Below are 17,795 nucleotides of genomic sequence, written 5' to 3'. Positions count from 1 at the left end.
AAAGAAACAAAGAAGGCTGCATAGTCAGAAGTGAAAAGAGAAATGAGGTCAAGTCCTCGGTCTGTTAGTGTGTCTAGGCTGCATACATTACTGCATTTCCACCGAACACCTATCAACGGGTAGTCTTCCCGTGACCTTACCTACTTAAAGTAGTGAGAGCACTCATCTTGAGGTGGGCTTCCCACTTAGATGCTTTCAGCGGTTATCCGCTCCGCACTTGGCTACCCTGCGTCTACCGTTGGCACGATAACAGGTACACCAGCGGTGCGTTCCTCCCGGTCCTCTCGTACTAGGGAGAACTCCTCTCAATGCTCTTGCGCCTACACCGGATATGGACCGAACTGTCTCACGACGTTCTGAACCCAGCTCACGTACCGCTTTAATGGGCGAACAGCCCAACCCTTGGGACGTACTTCCGCCCCAGGTTGCGATGAGCCGACATCGAGGTGCCAAACCTCCCCGTCGATGTGAACTCTTGGGGGAGATCAGCCTGTTATCCCTAGAGTAACTTTTATCCGTTGAGCGACGGCCTTTCCACGCAGTACCGTCGGATCACTAAGGCCTAGTTTCCTACCTGCTTGAGTTGTCTCTCTTACAGTCAAGCTCCCTTGTGCCTTTACACTCTCCGGCTGATTTCCAACCAGCCTGAGGGAACCTTTGCGCGCCTCCGTTACCTTTTAGGAGGCGACCGCCCCAGTCAAACTGCCCCCCTGAAACTGTCTCTGGGCTTGATTTAGCTCCAAGTTAGAATTCTAGCCTCTCTAGAGTGGTATCTCACCGATGGCTCCTAGGTCCCCACAAGGAACTATTCATCGCCTCCCACCTATCCTGCGCAAGAGAAGCCCGAACCCAATTCCAGGCTACAGTAAAGCTTCATAGGGTCTTTCTGTCCAAGTGCAGGTAGTCCGTATCTTCACAGACATTTCTATTTCGCCGAGTCTCTCTCCGAGACAGCTCCCAGATCGTTACGCCTTTCGTGCGGGTCGGAACTTACCCGACAAGGAATTTCGCTACCTTAGGACCGTTATAGTTACGGCCGCCGTTCACCGGGGCTTCAGTCGCTAGCTTCACTTTCGCTGACCAACTTCTTTAACCTTCCGGCACTGGGCAGGCGTCAGCCCCCATACTGCGTCTTTCGACTTTGCGGAGACCTGTGTTTTTGGTAAACAGTCGCCTGGGACTCTTCACTGTGGCCAGCTCTCGCTGGCACCCCTTCTCCCGAAGTTACGGGGCCATTTTGCCGAGTTCCTTAGAGAGAGTTATCTCGCGCCCCTGAGTATTCTCAACCACCCTACCTGTGTCGGTTTCGGGTACAGGCATCATTGATTTATGGTGTTTAGAGCTTTTCTTGGAAGCCTGACAGATACTACTTCGCTCCCGTAGGAGCTCGGACTCACGCCTCAGCTTGGAACGTTTTCTCCGCTCCGCAACACCTCGAACGCTTACACCGGTAACCATCTTCCGGCTAGCTCACGCCTTCTCCGTCCCTCTGCACCAACCAATCACGGTACGGGAATTTTCACCCGTTGTCCATCGACTACGCCTTTCGGCCTCGCCTTAGGTCCTGACTCACCCTCCGCGGACGAGCCGTCCGGAGGAACCCTTAGGGTTTCGGGGTATGTGATTCTCACACATATTTTCGCTACTCAAGCCGACATTCTCACTTCCGTTTCGTCCACACCTGCTCTCGCTAATGCTTCTTACTACCACGGAACGCTCCCCTACCAATACTAATAGTATTCCACAGCTTCGGTATACCACTTAGCCCCGTTCATTTTCGGTGCCAGAGTCCTTGACCAGTGAGCTATTACGCACTCTTTCAAGGGTGGCTGCTTCTAAGCCAACCTCCTGGTTGTCTATGGACTCCAACGTCCTTTCTCACTTAGTGGTAATTTGGGGACCTTAGCTGGTGGTCTGGGCTGTTTCCCTTTCGACGATGAAGCTTATCCCCCACCGTCTCACTGGTGAGATTACCATCTGGTATTCAGAGTTTGTCTCGATTTGGTACCGCTCTCGCAGCCCGCACCGAAACAGTGCTTTACCCCCAGACTTTTACTCTCACCGCTGCGCCTCAACACATTTCGGGGAGAACCAGCTAGCTCCTGGTTCGATTGGCATTTCACCCCTAACCACACCTCATCCGCTCCTTTTTCAACAGAAGTCGGTTCGGACCTCCACTTGGTGTTACCCAAGCTTCATCCTGGACATGGTTAGATCACCAGGGTTCGGGTCTATAAACTGTGACTTATCGCCCTGTTCAGACTCGCTTTCGCTTTGGCTTCAACCTTTCTGGTTTTAACCTGCCACTGCCTATAACTCGCCGGCTCATGCTTCAACAGGCACACGGTCACTCGTTTAATCGAGCTCCCATTGCTTGTAAGCTGACGGTTTCATGTTCTATTTCACTCCCCTTCCGGGGTTCTTTTCACCTTTCCCTCGCGGTACTGGTTCACTATCGGTCACACAGGAGTATTTAGCCTTACGAGGTGGTCCTCGCTGATTCACACGGGATTTCTCGAGCCCCATGCTACTCGGGATACAACCGTAATTGATTCGGTTTTTAACTACAGGACTTTCACCTTCTCTGGTGCAGTTTCTCGCTGCTTCGCCTAACTTCCTCACTTACTGATGGCTGTCCCACTACCCCATCTGTGTTAACAGATGGTTTAGGCTGTTTCCCTTTCGCTCACCGCTACATAGGAAATCGCTTTTGCTTTCTCTTCCTCCAGCTACTAAGATGTTTCAGTTGGCTGGGTTCGCTCGTACTGGCATATATATTCGGCCAGCCGTTTTTGGGTTGCCCCATTCGGATATCTCCGGCTCAATGCTCGCTTCCAGCTCCCCGGAGCTTTTCGTAGGTAACCACGTCCTTCGTCGCCTCTGTGTGCCTAGGTATCCACCGTCAGCCCTTATTAACTTGACCACTTTCAGTCTACCTGACTGGACTTTGTTAGATGTTTGATTTCATCTAACTCACTTTTCAGTTACTTTTTACTTCTTTGACTATGCAGTTTTCTAGGTTCTTACTGGAAAGTAGATTCCCAGCAGTCTGACTTGATTTTTTTCAGGTCTGATTGCTGAATTCTTGAGTTTTCTCCTGGAGGTAAGCGGACTCGAACCGCTGACTTCTGCCTTGCAAAGGCAGCGCTCTACCAACTGAGCTATACCCCCCGGTTTGATTAGGTGGGCTATCCTGGACTTGAACCAGGGACCTCACCCTTATCAGGGGTGCGCTCTAACCACCTGAGCTAATAGCCCATAGATGAACCATAACTCTAGTTTGAAAGTTACTTCCTACTATTTTTCCTTGCTCGACCAGGGATTCTAGATACAACAGTAATATACTATTTTTTTCTGCTGCTCTTGTTGGTCTCCCTTTAAAGGAGGTGATCCAGCCACACCTTCCGGTACGGCTACCTTGTTACGACTTCACCCCAGTCATCAGCCCTGCCTTCGGCATCCCCCTCTCTTGCGAGTTAGAGTAATGACTTCGGGCGTGGCCAACTTCCATGGTGTGACGGGCGGTGTGTACAAGGCCCGGGAACGGATTCACCGCAGTATGCTGACCTGCGATTACTAGCGATTCCTCCTTCATGCAGGCGAGTTGCAGCCTGCAATCTGAACTGAGGCCTGGTTTTTGAGATTGGCTCGCCCTCGCGGGTTGGCTACCCTCTGTCCAGACCATTGTAGTACGTGTGTAGCCCAGGACGTAAGGGGCATGCTGACTTGACGTCATCCCCACCTTCCTCCGGTTTGTCACCGGCAGTCTCTTTAGAGTGCCCAACTTAATGATGGCAACTAAAAACGAGGGTTGCGCTCGTTGCGGGACTTAACCCAACATCTCACGACACGAGCTGACGACAGCCATGCACCACCTGTGTTCGCGCTCCCGAAGGCACTCTCAAGTTTCCCTGAGATTCGCGACATGTCAAGTCCTGGTAAGGTTCTTCGCGTTGCATCGAATTAAACCACATACTCCACCGCTTGTGCGGGCCCCCGTCAATTCCTTTGAGTTTCACACTTGCGTGCGTACTCCCCAGGCGGGATACTTAACGCGTTAGCTACGGCACTGCCTGGGTCGATACAGGCAACACCTAGTATCCATCGTTTACGGCTAGGACTACTGGGGTATCTAATCCCATTCGCTCCCCTAGCTTTCGTCCCTGAGTGTCAGTTCTGGTCTAGCAAAGCGCTTTCGCCACCGATGTTCTTCCCGAAATCTACGCATTTCACCGCTACGCCGGGAATTCCCTTTGCCCCTACCAGACTCTAGCTTTGTAGTTTCCACTGCCTGACCAGAGTTGAGCCCTGGGTTTTGACAGCAGACTTACATGGCCACCTGCGGACGCTTTACGCCCAATCATTCCGGATAACGCTTGCCTCCTCCGTATTACCGCGGCTGCTGGCACGGAGTTAGCCGAGGCTGATTCCTTTGGTACCGTCAGAACTTCTTCCCAAAGAAAAGGGGTTTACAACCCTAAAGCCTTCCTCCCCCACGCGGTCTTGCTCCGTCAGGCTTTCGCCCATTGCGGAAAATTCCCCACTGCTGCCTCCCGTAGGAGTCTGGGCCGTGTCTCAGTCCCAGTGTGGCTGCTCATCCTCTCAGACCAGCTACTGATCGTTGCCTTGGTAGGCTTTTACCCCACCAACTAGCTAATCAGACGCGAGCTCATCTCCAGGCAATTTATCTTTTGCCATTAGGCTCATCCGGGATTAGCAGAAGTTTCCTTCTGTTGTCCCAGACCTGAAGGCAGATTCTCACGCGTTACTCACCCGTCCGCCACTAACCCCGAAGGGTCCGTTCGACTTGCATGTGTTAAGCAGACCGCCAGCGTTCATCCTGAGCCAGGATCAAACTCTCCATGATGTTTGATTCTCTAACTTTTTTTCATAGTCTCTTGACTATGAGGTTTTTTTCTTGTATCAAGGATTTAGAACTACGTTCTTCGTCCTAGTTAAATATTTTTAACAAGGAATGTAGTGCTGTAAAACTTTCAAACTATTGAGTTTTCTAGGTTCTGGCGTTGGTTGGAGGTGTTTGCCTCTCTCCCTGCGCATTTACTAATCTAGCAACTCAACTTTGGTATGTCAACCCCTTTTCTCAATTTTTTTTATTTTTAGTTNTCGTTATACTCAAGAGTTAATAGACGATTACAAAAAGACCAGGCAAAAAGCTAGAAATATCTACTATATTTTGCAGTTAGGCACAATAGTTTTTTCGGGAGTTACCCCCATTTTAGTCCTTGTTGATAAATTAGAAACTGGTCAGGCTTGGTTAAAATGGTTACCTGTAATTTGTCCAGCGATCGCTTCTATAGTTGCTAGTGTTGTAACTTCATTTCCTTTCCAAGAAAATTGGATTTCTGCTAATCGAGTTGTGGAACTCTTAGAAGCAGAACAGGAGAAATTTATCTTAGGTGCAAATGTATCTTATAGAATTTATGATGTAGAAGATACAACTGAACGTGGCAAAAAAGCTAGAAATTCTATAGCTAATTTTATTACCAAGGTAAATACTATTCATCTCAAACAAGTAGCAGGACAGGAATCACCACAACAAGAAGATAAAAAGGAAGAAAAAAACAACTTATCTGCTGAACAACCAAAATCCTTGTCAAAGAATACCTGAAAAATATAGTTTTGAGAATTAAGGGAGGAAACAAAAACCTCCCTGAAAAATAGCAACTAAATTTATATTAATGAATATGTTATTAAATAGACCTTCTATATTTACCAGTTTAACTATTTGTTTATTAATGTCAGTCAGCGCTTGTGCAAATAATCCCTCAAGTAAAGAGCTAGAAAAAGTTTTTGCAGCAGACCCCAAGTTAAAAAATAACCCTCCTTTTAACCAATTAATTCAAATCCCTACTCAAAACACCCAGCAACCCGAACAACCAACACAAATTCCGGCTGATTTTCCCTCAGAAATCTCTCCATATCCCAACTCCCAATTAATTGAAAAATCCGAACAAGAGCAAAAAACAGTTTGGAGTAGTTCAGACCCTACTAACGTAGTCCAAAATTTCTATCAAAAAGAATTTCGAGACAAAAATTGGGAAATTATTAGCGAACCTACCGAAGAGGGTAGTGGATCTCTGGTGGCAGAAAAAAATGATTTGCAGGTAGAGGTATCCCTCAAACCTAGCCAAACTCCAGGAATAGCAACAGAATATGAGATAGACTATCAATCCAAGAATGAAGAAACTGCCAATATACCCTCGCCTCCACCCGTCCCAGTTTCTCCATCAACTATCCAGCTAGAAACTCAGCCATCTCCCAATTTCACAGCATCACCCCAAGCATTACCTATTCCTGAGCCATCTCCAACTGCATCATTACCGACACCTTTGCCCACTCCTGGAGTAGCCGCGTTACCGACTCCTACAACATTTCCTCCCAATAGCATCCCTCCAGTGCCGCTCCCCACTTCTACAGAGTCCCCTGTCTTAAAAAAAGCTCTCAGAGATGTGCCTTCAGGATTACGTCAATATGTCGCAGATTTGTCCAAACTGGGAGTATTTCAGCAGCCACAACCCCAAAATCAAGATAATCCAGATACTACTACTCTTTTAGTCGATCCTCAGAATATTGTCACTAGGCGGGAATATGTTCGGTGGTTGGTAAATACTAATAATAAGATTTTTACTAATAATTCTGCTAAACAAATCCGATTAGCACTGCTCAATGAAACACCAATTTTTGAAGATGTCCCGAAAACTGACCCAGACTTTGCGGTAATTCAAGGTTTGGCAGAAGCTGGTTTAATTCCTAGTCCTTTGTCTGGAGATACTAATGTAGTTAAATTTCGTCCAAATGATTTTTTAACCCGTGAGGATTTGATTCTTTGGAAAGTACCTCTAGATTTTCGCAAGGCATTGCCAGAGGCAACAATAGAAAAAGTTAAAGAAGCTTGGGATTTTCAAGATGCTTCTAGGATTGACCCTGCTGCTTTGAGAGCTGTATTGGCAGATGCTCAGAATGATTTTTCTAATATTAGGCGGGTTTTTGGTTATACGAAATTATTTAGGCCAGATAAAACAGTGAGTCGGGCTGAAGCTGCTGCTGTTTTATGGTATTTTGGAGATGCAAAAGAAGGGATATCGGCTCAGATGGCTTTACCACAAAGCCACAATCTTCAGTAGTCAAGATGGCCAAAGGGTTGAGCGAAAAATTTTTTTTTCGTACCCCTTGACATTTATTTAGGAATTCGCTACTCTAGTAAGAGTGAAAAGAAACAAACAAGCCCCCATCGTCTAGAGGCCTAGGACACCTCCCTTTCACGGAGGCGACAGGGATTCGAATTCCCTTGGGGGTATAATAAATTAAGGATAGCAGAAATATTAATTCTGTTATTTTTTGTTTTTTTGGGGAAAATAGTCATAGTCAAGGTCAATATCAGGCGAAGAAGGAAGAAGAAGAAATCTGGCGTTCCCTGAGTTTTAAACTTTTGATATATCCTAACCTTTCCTTAGATTGCTATATCAGTTAGCGTTTTCTATCAGAAGCTATCAGTACCTCCTGCAATAGGGAGGCAAGAAGATGTATAATTTTCTTCTTTATCCCCTTATACCCCACATTCCGCACGACAAACATACTACAGTACCTTTTTCCACGAAGATGGTGGAACACAGATTCTAATATTAAGAATTATAGTCAATAGTTAATGTAGTATGTATTTATACTTAAACCTTGCTCGTAATGCCTATCATGTAAAAATCTGAGCAATAAATACCTGACACTACAAGCTAGACCTGCGGAATGTCGGTTATACCAAATTCAAAAAAGGTAGTTACATCTTAACTGGAGTTTAGACTAATTACAGCGGGCCGAACACTTGCCGAGGGAGAAGAGTGAGATAGTTGAACCTAGGCTGAAACTATTTCTGTATCAGCATTGCAACAACTTTTAAGTTAATTATCCAGAGCTTTTGCTATGGGTTAATTGTCCCATGGCAAGACTTTTTGAAGAGTTTGAATAACCTACTCCTCACCCAAACTCCCTCAAAAATACAAATCATAAAAAGCATCGAGAAAATTCACATCCCTGATATTACCCAAGGGTAGTGAGTTCCAAGTCTTCATTGCTTCTGGGTAGATTATTTGAAGATTCCAAAATTTAGTCTAAACTCCAGTCTTAATCTATATTTTTGGCCTTAAATAGAAAATTTTCTCACTTTTATAATTCAAATAATCACTTATTAAACAGTAAGGACTCGTGTAAAAATAACCATTACAGTTTTTTTGATGGAAGCTGTATTTCACAATTTATCCCAGATAAAATTTGTACAACTTATTCTTACATGGCTCCTAAGTTAAATTGATAGTAATTAAAAAATAAGTTATCATCTTCAATTAACTAAAAAAAATATGACATTTTGTCATAGATAAATATTATATAAAAGTAGTTGTAATGTCTGAAATGTAGTGCTATTATCTCCTCGTTAATTTACTGAAATTTAGGCATTAATAATATGATATTCAAAAACTTGAAAGCTATAGGAATTGGTTGTTGTGCGACTTTAGCTATACTATTTGTTGGTAATGAGCAAGCTAAGGCAGCAACAATTACTTATGATTCTGAAATATATGATAATTCCAATCCCAACACTTGTACTTCTCCATTGAGTGCGGGTAAATGTTTCATGGAAAATGGATTTAATGTAGCAGCATTTTCAGCACAGGAAATAGGCAGTCCATCAGCTTATTTTAGTGATACTTCACATTTTCATGCTCGCCAGAATTATGAAGCTCAACATTTTACTAATGAATTCGGACTTTTAGGTTCATTTATCACTTTAAAAAATGGTGGCATCTTCTCTTTAAAAAGTTTAGATTATCAATTGCGGAAGAATGAAAATGCAATTACTGGTTATACAACAGATGATACTAAAATCTTAATTTCCACAACATTTGACCCAACAATGCAAGTTGCCGGTCAATTTACAGAATATTCCATTGGTAACGATATATCCTTGCCTTTTGAAACTCTATCAATAGATGGTTTTGAAAATATTACTCAAATTTATATTGCTAGTTCTGGTGATGTAAATTTTGATAATATAATGTTAACTCCTGTTCCCGAACCTACTTCAATATTAGGTTTATTAGCTTTCGCGGCATTCGGCGCTACTTCTATGTTTAAGCACCAAGATAATTGAAGAAGTTTGTAGGTTGTAGGTTGTAGGTTCAATCTTAAATTGGAGTTGATATAAAATCCGGTATCATCGGCATTATTAAGTATTAAAGAATGGTTTTCCGACCGTTTCCCCCTACTAACGATGCTGGTAGTAAAGGAAATTATATCATTCCAGTTAAACATTAATCTCTCTTTACTCTTTCCTCTTCTGACAAATCAGAATATTTTTAAACCTTACCGAGATAATTAGGGTTTGCTGAAAAAGTATTTTTCAGGAGTAGGGAAGTAGGGAGTAGGGAGTAGACGGAAAGAATTAATTATATCAAATCCGTTTAATTAGACATAAAAAAAATCTTCAATTGTCATAACTACGCTCATCTTTGTAATTCTCTCTCCTCCTGACTCCTGACTTCTGACTTCCCACAACAGTTATTTATAAGTATTTAACCGAACATGATATTAGACATCTTTCTGAATTCTCTTCCCTCCTGACTCCTGTGCGGGCGTTAGCGGAGCTTTGCGTTAGCAAATGCCATTCGCCCCTACAACTGCTGACTGCGAATCAAACACTATCAGTCACACTACTAAAATTAAACGCCTTTACCCTTAGTCCAGGCAAAACACTATCACCATAACGTTGCACTTGACTAACAGCATCCACATCCCGCAACATATCCGGCAAAACCTGATTAAACCGCAAATTTTTAATCGGATAAGCAATCTTACCATCCTCAATCCAAAAAGTACCATCTCGTGTCATACCAGTCATCTCCAATGTCCGAGGATTAACATAACGCACATACCACGAACGATTTACCAAAATAGCTCTTTCTGTCTGGGCAATTAAATCGGCCAAACTTTGTTCAGAACCCTGCATCACCACTGGAAACATATAACCCGTGGGTTGTTTACCTTTTTGTGCTGCCCAATAACGACTGTAAGATAAAGTCTGTGGTACACCATCCTTAATCACTTCCAGATAATGATTACTCAACCCATTATTAGAGAAAGTCTCCAACTGCAACAAAGGATGTCCTGGATAGCGCTGCATCTGCACTAAAGGACTAAACATTTTTTCCCCAACTCGGTTGCCCACTGGTTTACCTGTTTCATCAGTGCGCGACATAAACGATCGCCCCTCATCTGCCGCCCGCGCATCTAAATTAAATATTAGCCAAATCAATAGATCGCTTAAAGCTGCCCCACTGAAAATCACAGGATAAACACCAGGGTTAATTTCTCTAGGTTGGCGAGAGGCAAAAGCACGGTTTATCAATTCCTCCGTTAGAGTTTCAGTGGGTAGTTGGTTTATTCCCCAGGCAGTGCTACGACTCCAACTAGAACCATTTTCAATTCTTGCCGTCAAACTAAAATCTGCTCTTGTATATTTACTATAAGCGCGTAACCCAACCGAGTTAGCGATCGCTCCTGAAAATGTATTTGTACTCAGAGTACCGGAGCCATCAACTCCTGCTTTGGCACTCATCGCACATACTTGTTGTACTATTTTTCCTCGCTCTAGTGGGGAGATAGTAGCGGTCAATTCATCAAAAGCGGGAGTACGTTTTTCATATTCTTGAGGTTCAAGCAGTGGCACCCATTCTGGGTCTTGTGGAGCAATGCGGGCAAGTTCCTCGGAACGACGAATAGTGGCTGTAATGGCATCCGGGTCTAATTCTGTGGTGGATGCAGTGGCGCTGCGAGTTCCGAAGTAACTGGTAATGTTGAGTTCAAATTTTGTTTTGGTAATATTCTGACTAATTTGATTTTCTGAGTAGCGACTTAGGGATGATTCGTTGTTGCTAAGACTAACGACTATACCTTCTGCTTCAGATTTTTTTACAGTTGTTTCTACTAAAGATAAAGCTTCGTCTTGACTAAGAAGATTTGCTTTAATGGCTGTGGTCATTTCAGTTATCAGTTATTAGTTATTATTAGGACTTACGCAGTACAAAGTATTTCCGTCATTGCGACCGACAGGGTTTGCGGAGCATTCCGGAACGGAAAGCAATCTCAAATCCTAATTTTTCGTACCTTATGCGTAACTTCTGATTATATCAAATCCGCTTAATTAGGTCAGGACTTATATCATCTGCGGTTGAATACTTATAAATAGACTACGGAGGAGTCAGGAGTCAACCCACCCCTAACCCCTCCCAACCCACCCCTAACCCCTCCCAGGAGGGGAGGGGAAGGACCGAGTCAGGAGGGAAGAAAGAAGAAGAAAAGGAGAAAGTTTTTTTGATCGCGCTCTTATCCGGACATTATATTACGCAGAGACTCTACTTATGGCAAGGGGGAATACCATTTGCGCTCCGCAAAGCTCCGAATTGCGCCTCTACAGATGGTGGTTTAAAAGTCAATTTGCGGAAGTCCTTTTATTAATTTATAATTGATAATTGATAATTGATAATTACCTCGGGTTTTAACCGTTACGGAATTGAATATCAGGAAATATTATTTATTTTTTCCCCGATCAAGGGGAGGTTTTAAACTAGAATTATTTAATTATTAATTATTAATTATTCGGTAAATATCAAAAATATTCCATCTCTCCTACTCTCCTACTTTGTAGTATAGCAATGAGCGCTGGTATATTTACAAATTGCAGGAGAGGCCAAATAGCTAAAATCTTATATGATAGGCAATTTATTCCCCCTGTTGCCTGTTGCCTGTTGCCTGTTGCCTGCGCACAGCGCTATAACAGTCTCAATTCTTTGCCTAGATTGATTTACATAGGTTGTCGAACTATAAGAAATGAAGTATAATTGTAATACGAAAGGCACTCGTCTGAATTAGCTGTTTCATAGAGCGCCTGGATCGAAAATCAAATCACAAGAGGATTATATCATGGTTAGTTACGTTGGTATTCAATCCACTCATTTTTCCAATGAAATAATTTCAGAAATTCAGCCACTTGTTTAAATTGATTTAGCAGTTAAGGTATTAACCGATTTTAACTTTAGTTTTTCATCAAAATGCTCTCTGAAGCTATAGTTTAAAAATCAAAATTTATCTATATAAAAATTTTTTTTCCTTTTCGTCAATTATATCTGTTTTAAGAAGAGGTAATTGTTAATTATTAATTGTTGAAACTTTGTCAGATTTTGGGGGCGATCAAAGTAGATCAAATGAAAATGGCGGCCAAAAAGTTCCTACTCAGTACCGTTACTTTGATTGGGTAAGCGGACAAGGAGAAGATTTCACTCTGACATTCGACGACGGTATCCTCACCTACGAGATTGGTGGAAAAACTTTGGAATACAGTATTACAGATACTTTCAACGATCTATTTATCCGCACAACAGCTCGTAAATAAAATAATAGTGTTGTGGTAGATAAACTAATGCTAAATGGTGAGGCAATCGGGGAAAATTCTAGTTTTGCCTGCGACGAAATGTGGTCATTTGTTGGGAGTAAAAATCACAAACAGTAGCTCTGGCTGGCGATGGATATAGAAACCAGAGAAATAGTGGGTTTCTGTTTAGGAGAAAACAGCGCATTAGGGTTGTGGAATTCACTGCCTGGTGTCTACAGGCAATGTGCAATTTGTTATACAGATTTCTGGTCAGCTGATGATTTAGTTTTTCCTGATTATAGGCATAAATCAGCAGGTAAAGAAACTGGTTTAACTGCCTATATAGAAAGATTAAATAATACTTGATGTCAAAGAATTTCTCGGTTAGTCAGGAAAACTTTATACTTTTCTAAAAAATTAGAAAATCACTTGGGTGCTATTTGGTATTTTATTCACCATGATCATGAAGCGTTGGCGGAGGGAGCAAGTGCGGCAGCTATATCGCTTCACTGTAATTTGATCACTACATCTACAGGACTACCAGCATTTCTAGCTTCTGCTAAGGTACAGTTGTCTTTTTCTTTCTTATTGTCTGTTGCTTTCTGGAACTATTGCCTAAAACCTAGAATTTTTTTGTACCTCAATAGAAAAAAGTTTAATTTTTTAATTAATATCAATATCTGAAATATTTGTATTTGCTTCTGTTTATGTGTAATCTGACTGAAAAATCAAGAGGGAGTAGGAAGTGGAAAATTTATCACTAGATACTACTCCTCATCTATAAAGTAACTCTAATTCATTGCCATTTTCAAAAATATTTTATCAAAATAATTGGGTCTAAAACCCCGCCTTTTAAGACGAAATATTTTTGGAGAGTTGCTCACGCATCCCCCTCCTGGGAGGGGTTAGGGGTGGGTTAACTTCTGACTTTTGACTTTTGACTTGGTTAAAGTCTCTATCTTCATCTGTCATTTTTTGATCTAGTAACTAGATAAGAAAGTGAATGTACAAGCAAAGATTAAGACAGTATATTGGCTTAATATTCGGTATGTTCGGTGGGTTACGGCAGACAGTTAAGATTTTGGTTCGCGACTCATAATTATTGTTAATTATTGTCGCCTAACCCACCCTACGCCTGGATTTAATATTCCTTTTACAAACAGCCTCTAATATTTGATAAATAAGGTAAATAAAATTTAAAAAACCTCTGCTCCTTCAAACTGTTTAACTTGCTGAACATTAGCAGACTCTCCACAAGTTCGAGGTGTAGGAAAGATTTTTTCAGGATTAGCTAAACCCTTGGGATTAAAAACACTTCTTACCCATTGCATCGTTTCTAAATCTGTCTCATTAAACATTAAAGGCATATAACATTTTTTATCTGAACCAATGCCATGTTCTCCAGATAAACTACCACCAACTTCCACGCAAATCTTGAGAATTTCTCCACCTATTTCTTCCACAGTTTCAAAAGCACCTTCAACAGCATCATCATATAAAACTAACGGGTGAAGATTCCCATCTCCAGCATGAAATACATTAGCAATACGATAACCATATTTTTGACTAATTCCTTCAATTTCACCTAAAACATAAGCCATTTTTGTCCGAGGAATTACTCCATCTTGTACATAATAATTTTTACTAATATTCCCAGCAGCAGCAAAAGCAGCTTTTCGTCCTTTCCATAATTTCATCCTTTTTTCTGGTTCATGAGCAGTAGTAATTTCTATAGCTCCGTTTTTTTCGCATATTTCTTTGATGCGCTGTTTGTTTCGATCCACTTCTACTTCTAAACCGTCTAATTCTACTAATAAAACAGCAGCAGCATTTCGGGGATATAGATTGGTTTTGACGACATCTTCCACAGCATTAATACTGAAATTATCCATAATCTCCATCCCCCCAGGAATAATGCCAGAACTGATAATATCTGACACAGTTTGTCCGGTAGCTTCAATATTAGGAAATCCTGCTAAAAGCACGCAAACTGATTCGGGAGATTTGAGAATTCTGAGAGTAATTTCTGTAGCTATTCCCAGGGTACCTTCGGAACCTACAAATAAACCTGTTAAGTCATAACCAGGCATCTCTGGAATTTGTCCGCCAAGATCAACTATTGAGCCTTCGGGAGTAACTATTTTTAGTCCTAAAACATGATTGGTTGTTACACCGTATTTGAGACAATGAACCCCTCCAGAATTTTCGGCAATATTCCCACCAATAGAACAAATAATTTGACTGGAAGGGTCAGGAGCATAATAAAAACCAGCTCCACTAACTGCTTGTGTTACCCAATTATTTATAATTCCTGGTTGTACAACAACTTGTTGATTTTCTAAGTCTATTTTCAGGATTTTTTGCATTAATGAAGTGACAATTAAAACGCAGTTTTCTATTGGTAATGCCCCTCCAGAAAGACCCGTTCCTGCACCTCTAGGAAGCCAAGGAATATTTAAGCGATCGCATATTTTTACTGCTGCTGCGACTTGTTCAGTAGTGCGTGGTAATATTACTAATGCGGGACGTTGACGATAGCTAGCTAGACCATCACATTCATATACTAATAATTCTTCTTTGCGTTGAACTACGCCTTTTTTACCCACAACAGTTTCAAATTGTTTGGCTATTTGTTTCCAATTTTGTTTTGTTTGTTGTTGATTTTTGGTAAGCATTTTAGTTTTATTTATAATATTTGAACTTTAATTAGGATTTATACCAGCTTAAAAAAAGAATTCTACAAAAAGGTGCATCTCAATCAGAGATACTTAAAAAGAGATTCTCCAATTCATTTTAGATAGTTATATCTATTTATTTTTACCTTTTTTTTCTTCAATATTTTTTTGCTTCTTTTCTCTTCCTTCTGACCTACGGACGTTGCATACAACGTTCCTACCATTTGTCACAAACACTTATCAAACTGGTATTACACAACGTATGAATTATAAACACTATATATCTATAACGTTATAGTTTTTATTCACTATATATAGCGTTTTTGTGTGAATCGTATTAAATTAAGATTTTTCAATTATACCATCTAATTAAGGGTTTTTTTAGGGAATGGTTTACTCCCATTTCTCACTAATTAATTTTAGAAACTGATTTATGGCCTAAAAATAGGCGTTTAAGAAAAAACAGAAAAATTTAGATATTATATTGAGAAATAAATATAAGGTAATATTTCATTCATAAATTGCCCTATAATATAATCTACTATTTATCTATAATTACTATCTCTTTTTTCCATTCTTCTGGAATGCCGTAAATTTGAGATTTTTGACAACGTTTGAGATAAAGTTTTACAGCTTTGTCTTCCAGGTTGATGTGGAAAATATTTAAGAAAATTTCTTTTGCTGCTGAATATTTTTGTTGATAATAAAGAATAATAGCTTGTTCAAATTCAGTTTTGGTTTGAATTTTTAATTGCTTTTGTGCTTCAGCATCTCCATCCAAAATTTCAAATACTGCAACTGCTTCTTTTTTCCTTTTTACTTTAACTCTATCTAAAAAATGATAATTATATTTATCGAATTCTTCTAAATCAAATAAAGTATTTCCACTGATTAAAATATTAGATCCATATAACTTAGTTAAATTTTCTAAACGAGAGGCTAAATTAACAGCATCACCGATCACTGTAGTATCAATAGACATAGGCGTGAAAAAGATATAGACTTTTTGCACATAGCAGGCAACAGGCAACAGCTCCGGAAAGCAACAGGGAATAGATTTTTAGGAAAAAGGTACGAAAAATGATTTAGGGAACTGACTTTTACAACTCTAGCTTATGTTAAATAAAGGGTAAGTTTATTTTCACCAGATGTCTAATTCTTTTCCCACCTCCCACAGTTCCTAACATTAAATCATCGGTATTGATTCCAATTCCAATTCTAATGGATTGCTGTTGAATTTCTTGACGTTCTTGATTATATATAGCCAGACGCTTTAACATATTAATTCCGGGATTAATTGCATCATGTACAAGTTGCCGATAAAAAGAGCGCAAGGAGCAGTTATCTAATTGGTTAATTAAAACTAAATGGCAATCTCTTAAAGACTTTATTTACGCTATATCCACAAAATAATTTCAAGATTTTATTCACAAGTGGGAGATTAAAGACGAATCATTTACAAGTTATCCAGTAATTAGTCAAAATGAAATATTAACTAGTGAATATGAACCAATAAACCAAAATAAATTTCCTCACAAACAAATAAGAATCTCAAATAATTTGTTCATGGTAATATTTTTTTGTCGCAGCTATTATTGTTGGAATTGTTCTTTATTTCAGATAAATAACTTTAAACAAGTTCGGAGTTATATCATGTCCGGTTAAACAGTGATAAATAAATAACTACGGAGGAGTCAGTCCTCAGGAGTCAGGAATCAGGAGGAAAGAGGTAATAAAGAAGAACAACAGGAGAAGAAGGAGAAAGTTTTTTTATAACTAATTATCCGGACATGATATTAAATAAAATACAAGAATTTTTACTTTTTATATTTGCAGCAGGGTCTATTTGAGACTTTGCTACCAGTCTTTTAGGTATAATTGGTGTATTTGGAGTAACTGATTAACTGATTGGAGACAAGAACATATTCCTATTTATATCACTGCTCTTGCTGGTAGTGCTTTAATTTTAGGGTTGAGCATAAATGCAGAAGATATTTGGTCAAAATCTGGAAATAATAAATACAAAATTTTAATCCTATAGTCATACATAAAACCCCCTTACCATAACTCACGAAAAAGTAGCTGGTTTTCTAGCTTCAAAACTATCAGTTAATATTGAGCGTCTGAACTTGCCTTTTTTTATCCATCGACAGGGACTAATTAAAGCCATAGATTCGGATAAATTGGCTTATATTCCTGATGTAGTGGTATTAGATGATAATGCTATGGAAAATGAGCCAATGTGGAAAAAACGATCGACTATTACTCAAGGTAAAAGTGTTAAATTAGCCATAGAAGTAGTAAGTACTAATTGGCAAGATGATTATTTAACTAAGCTTGGAGAATATGAAAAATTAGGGATAGGCGAGTATTGGATAGTTGATTATTTAGGGTTAGGAGGTAGGCGCTATATTGGAGACCCGAAACAACCAACTATTTCGGTTTGTAATTTAGTTGAAAATGAATATGCGATTAATTTATTTAGAGGTCAAGATGTAGTGAGTTCCCCAACTTTTCCAGAACTTAATTTAACCGCTGAACAAATATTTCAAGTCGGGCAATATTAACTATGCTTAGGATTTTCTAATGTAAACATTACTCAGAATTTGAGCAGTTTTCAGTTAATATTGACTTTTCTAAAATTTGTATCCGACGGCTCCCCTATCTGAGTTATGACCTCGTTA

General features: G+C 40.3%; 9 protein-coding genes, 3 tRNA genes, 2 rRNA genes and 1 pseudogene. 7 read left to right on the top strand and 8 right to left on the bottom strand.

The features are described 5' to 3' along the window. Nucleotides 1–44: 44 nt before the first annotated feature. The 4 genes from F6K13_RS01660 to F6K13_RS01645 all read right to left on the bottom strand — a co-directional run bounded on the left by F6K13_RS01660 (nt 45) and on the right by F6K13_RS01645 (nt 4,867). A 23S ribosomal RNA gene (locus F6K13_RS01660) occupies nt 45–2,923 on the bottom strand. A gap of 175 nt (nt 2,924–3,098) precedes the next feature. After that, nucleotides 3,099–3,171: transfer RNA gene (locus F6K13_RS01655), tRNA-Ala, on the bottom strand. A 13-nt stretch (nt 3,172–3,184) separates the two neighbouring features. Next, nucleotides 3,185–3,258, bottom strand: a tRNA-Ile gene (locus F6K13_RS01650). Nucleotides 3,259–3,379: 121 nt separating this feature from the next. Then, nucleotides 3,380–4,867: ribosomal RNA gene (locus F6K13_RS01645) — 16S ribosomal RNA — on the bottom strand. The 16S and 23S rRNA genes sit together here with 2 tRNA genes alongside, the layout of an rRNA operon. A 213-nt stretch (nt 4,868–5,080) precedes the next feature. On the opposite strand from F6K13_RS01645, the gene F6K13_RS01640 reads away from it, so the two are divergent. The 4 genes from F6K13_RS01640 to F6K13_RS01625 all read left to right on the top strand — a co-directional run bounded on the left by F6K13_RS01640 (nt 5,081) and on the right by F6K13_RS01625 (nt 9,160). Continuing rightward, nucleotides 5,081–5,629, top strand: a complete 549-nt coding sequence (locus F6K13_RS01640) for a DUF4231 domain-containing protein (protein WP_287286715.1) — start codon at nt 5,081–5,083, stop codon at nt 5,627–5,629. 76 nt (nt 5,630–5,705) lie between these two features. After that, on the top strand, nt 5,706–7,145 hold the full coding sequence (locus tag F6K13_RS01635; RefSeq protein ID WP_124146564.1) for an S-layer homology domain-containing protein: 1,440 nt from the start codon (nt 5,706–5,708) through the stop codon (nt 7,143–7,145). A 100-nt stretch (nt 7,146–7,245) separates the two neighbouring features. Next, nucleotides 7,246–7,318: transfer RNA gene (locus tag F6K13_RS01630), tRNA-Glu, on the top strand. 1,155 nt (nt 7,319–8,473) lie between these two features. Beyond that, nucleotides 8,474–9,160: a PEP-CTERM sorting domain-containing protein gene (locus tag F6K13_RS01625; protein WP_124146550.1), complete on the top strand. Its 687-nt coding sequence runs from the start codon at nt 8,474–8,476 to the stop codon at nt 9,158–9,160. Nucleotides 9,161–9,700: 540 nt separating this feature from the next. On the opposite strand, the gene F6K13_RS01620 is transcribed toward F6K13_RS01625, so the two are convergent. Next, nucleotides 9,701–11,047, bottom strand: a complete 1,347-nt coding sequence (locus F6K13_RS01620; protein WP_124144011.1) for a TldD/PmbA family protein — start codon at nt 11,045–11,047, stop codon at nt 9,701–9,703. A 1,188-nt stretch (nt 11,048–12,235) separates the two neighbouring features. On the opposite strand from F6K13_RS01620, the gene F6K13_RS01615 reads away from it, so the two are divergent. Continuing rightward, nucleotides 12,236–12,457: a choice-of-anchor W domain-containing protein gene (locus F6K13_RS01615; protein WP_124144010.1), complete on the top strand. Its 222-nt coding sequence runs from the start codon at nt 12,236–12,238 to the stop codon at nt 12,455–12,457. Between the two features lie 72 nt (nt 12,458–12,529). Continuing rightward, nucleotides 12,530–12,913, top strand: a pseudogene (locus F6K13_RS01610) (IS1 family transposase); the annotation flags it as partial. Between the two features lie 719 nt (nt 12,914–13,632). On the opposite strand, the gene glcD reads toward F6K13_RS01610, so the two are convergent. The 3 genes from glcD to F6K13_RS01595 form a co-directional block, all read right to left on the bottom strand. Beyond that, nucleotides 13,633–15,111 (bottom strand): glycolate oxidase subunit GlcD, encoded by a 1,479-nt coding sequence (gene glcD / locus F6K13_RS01605; RefSeq protein ID WP_124144009.1) that lies wholly within the window; start codon nt 15,109–15,111, stop codon nt 13,633–13,635. Nucleotides 15,112–15,652: 541 nt separating this feature from the next. Continuing rightward, nucleotides 15,653–16,093: a DUF3808 domain-containing protein gene (locus F6K13_RS01600; protein WP_124144008.1), complete on the bottom strand. Its 441-nt coding sequence runs from the start codon at nt 16,091–16,093 to the stop codon at nt 15,653–15,655. Between the two features lie 136 nt (nt 16,094–16,229). After that, nucleotides 16,230–16,445, bottom strand: coding sequence for a hypothetical protein (locus F6K13_RS01595; RefSeq protein ID WP_124144007.1), 216 nt, complete (start codon nt 16,443–16,445; stop codon nt 16,230–16,232). A 729-nt stretch (nt 16,446–17,174) separates the two neighbouring features. On the opposite strand from F6K13_RS01595, the gene F6K13_RS01590 reads away from it, so the two are divergent. Next, nucleotides 17,175–17,678, top strand: coding sequence for a Uma2 family endonuclease (locus F6K13_RS01590; RefSeq protein WP_287286716.1), 504 nt, complete (start codon nt 17,175–17,177; stop codon nt 17,676–17,678). Nucleotides 17,679–17,795 lie beyond the last annotated feature (117 nt).

This window comes from Okeania sp. SIO2B9 (assembly GCF_010672505.1).
GTDB classification, from domain to species: Bacteria; Cyanobacteriota; Cyanobacteriia; order Cyanobacteriales; family Microcoleaceae; genus Okeania; species Okeania hirsuta.
This window is presented reverse-complemented; position numbering and strand designations above follow the sequence as displayed.